The organism is Pseudomonas sp. W2Aug9 (assembly GCF_023127755.1).
Classification (GTDB): domain Bacteria; phylum Pseudomonadota; class Gammaproteobacteria; order Pseudomonadales; family Pseudomonadaceae; genus Aquipseudomonas; species Aquipseudomonas synxantha_A.
In genome coordinates, this window is the sequence record NZ_SPKL01000022.1 from 1 (window position 1) to 2,576 (window position 2,576).

The window sequence follows — 2,576 nt, forward strand, 5'->3', positions numbered from 1 at the left end:
GTGGTCGGCGCCGGGCCGGCGGGGTTGGCCTGCGCCCACCGCGCCGCGTTGCACGGCCATGACGTGGTGGTTTTCGAAGCGCAGGAGAAAGCCGGCGGCCTGAATGAATACGGGATCGCCAAGTACAAGCTGGTGGATGATTTTGCTCAGAAAGAACTGGATTTCCTTCTGCAAGTAGGCGGCATCGAAATCCGCCATGGCCAGCGCCTGGGCGACAATCTGACCTTGAGCGAACTGCATCAGCAATTCGATTCGGTGTTCCTCGGCCTCGGCCTGGCGGCCAGCAAACAGCTCGGCTTGGCCCACGAAGACGCCCCCGGCCTGCTCGCCGCCACCGACTACATCCGCGAGCTGCGCCAGGCCGATGACCTCACCCAACTGCCCCTGGCCGACCGCTGCATCGTGCTCGGCGCGGGCAATACCGCCATCGACATGGCCGTGCAAATGGCCCGCCTCGGTGCCCGCGAGGTAAACCTTGTATACCGCCGTGGCCTGGCGGACATGGGCGCGACCCAACACGAACAAGACATTGCCAAGGCCAATCAAGTGCGGCTGCTGACCTGGGCCCAACCCGACGAGGTGTTGCTCGACGACCAGGGCCGCGTACGCGGTATGCGCCTGGCCCGCACCCACCTGGAAAATGGTCGCTTGCTACCGACGGGGGAAACCTTCGAACTGGCCGCCGATGCGATCTTCAAGGCCATCGGCCAAGGCTTTGACAACGACGCACTGCACGACCCGCTGGCCCAGCAACTGCACCGCGTGGGCGAGCGCATCTTTGTCGATGAACAGCTGCGTACCAGTATCCCCGGCGTGTATGCCGGCGGCGATTGCGTCAGCCTTGGCCAGGACCTTACCGTGCAGGCCGTGCAACACGGCAAGCTGGCCGCCGAGGCCATGCACGCCCAACTCATGCTGAATGTGGAGGCTGCGTAATGGCCGATCTCTCGATTGTATTCGCCGGTATCAAAGCCCCCAATCCATTCTGGCTGGCCTCCGCGCCGCCCACCGACAAAGCCTACAACGTGGTCCGTGCGTTCGAAGCCGGCTGGGGTGGCGTGGTGTGGAAAACCCTGGGCGAAGACCCGGCGGCGGTGAACGTGTCGTCACGCTACTCGGCGCATTTCGGGGCGAATCGTGAAGTGCTGGGAATCAACAATATCGAACTGATCACCGACCGCTCCCTGGAGATCAACCTGCGGGAAATCACTCAGGTGAAAAAGGACTGGCCTGACCGTGCACTGATCGTATCGCTGATGGTGCCATGTGTTGAGGAGTCCTGGAAAAACATCCTGCCTCTGGTGGAGGCGACCGGCTGCGACGGCATCGAGTTGAATTTCGGCTGCCCCCACGGGATGCCCGAACGTGGCATGGGCGCAGCGGTCGGCCAGGTGCCGGAGTATGTGGAACAGGTGACACGCTGGTGCAAGACATATTGCTCGCTGCCGGTGATCGTCAAGCTCACGCCCAACATCACCGACATCCGCGTGGCGGCGCGGGCAGCGTATCGCGGCGGCGCGGACGCGGTGTCGTTGATCAACACCATCAATTCCATCACCAGCGTGGATTTGGAGCGCATGGTCGCCCTGCCGGTGGTCGGCACCCAGAGTACCCACGGCGGTTACTGCGGTTCGGCGGTCAAGCCGATCGCCCTGAACATGGTCGCCGAAATCGCTCGTGACCCGCAGACCCAGGGCTTGCCGATCTGCGGCATCGGCGGTATCGGCAACTGGCGCGATGCAGCGGAATTCGTCGCCCTGGGCTGTGGCGCAGTGCAGGTGTGCACGGCGGCGATGCTGCATGGCTTCAGGATTGTGGACGAGATGAAGGACGGGCTGTCGCGATGGATGGACAGCCAGGGTTACACCAGCCTGCAGGACTTTTCCGGGCGGGCCGTGGGTAACACCACGGATTGGAAGTACCTGGATATCAACTACCAGGTGATCGCCAAGATCGATCAGGCGGCGTGTATCGGTTGTGGGCGTTGTCACATTGCCTGTGAGGACACTTCACACCAGGCGATCGCCAGTTTGAAACAGGCGGACGGCACGCATAAGTATGAAGTGATTGATGATGAGTGCGTGGGCTGCAACTTGTGCCAGATCACCTGCCCGGTGGCGGACTGCATCGAGATGGTGCCGATGGACACCGGCAAGCCATTTTTGAATTGGACGCAAGATCCGCGTAATCCGTATCGGGAAGCTGTGTAGCCTTTAGACCGCTATCGCAGGCAAGCCAGCTCCCACAGTTGACCGCATTTTGTCTGAAGGAATGCAGTCGAATGTGGGAGCTGGCTTGCCTGCGATGGGCATGGGTATCTACACAACTTCTGGTATGGCGCTGTCCCTGTGGGAGGGGCGGTGCGACGATTCGACTTGCTCCCGATGGCGGCCTTAGGGCCGACCAGGATGCCGGATCAAACCGAGTACATATCCGTTATTTAGGTAACGGCCACTATTGGTTCCGCTCTTACAGCGGGTCACTTTTGAAAAAAGCGCAAAAGTAACCAAAACGCTCTTGCCCCACCACTCGGCACCTCGCCCAGGCTCGGTGTGCCCGTAATCCGCCATGGATTT

At 61.4% G+C, this 2,576-nt stretch carries 2 protein-coding genes and 1 pseudogene; 2 read left to right on the top strand and 1 reads right to left on the bottom strand.

Going from position 1 to position 2,576, the window contains the following annotated elements; genetic code table 11:
* On the top strand, positions 1 to 936 hold a 936-nt coding region (locus tag E3O56_RS16085), incomplete at its 5' end, for an FAD-dependent oxidoreductase (protein WP_248128548.1).
* Entirely contained in the window at positions 936 to 2,210 is a 1,275-nt protein-coding gene (gene preA, locus E3O56_RS16090; protein ID WP_103734440.1) for an NAD-dependent dihydropyrimidine dehydrogenase subunit PreA, read from the top strand. The genes E3O56_RS16085 and preA, both read left to right, overlap by 1 nt.
* Positions 2,211 to 2,393: 183 nt before the next feature.
* Here the strand turns inward: preA and E3O56_RS16095 are convergent.
* Positions 2,394 to 2,576: pseudogene (locus E3O56_RS16095) on the bottom strand (hypothetical protein); the annotation flags it as partial.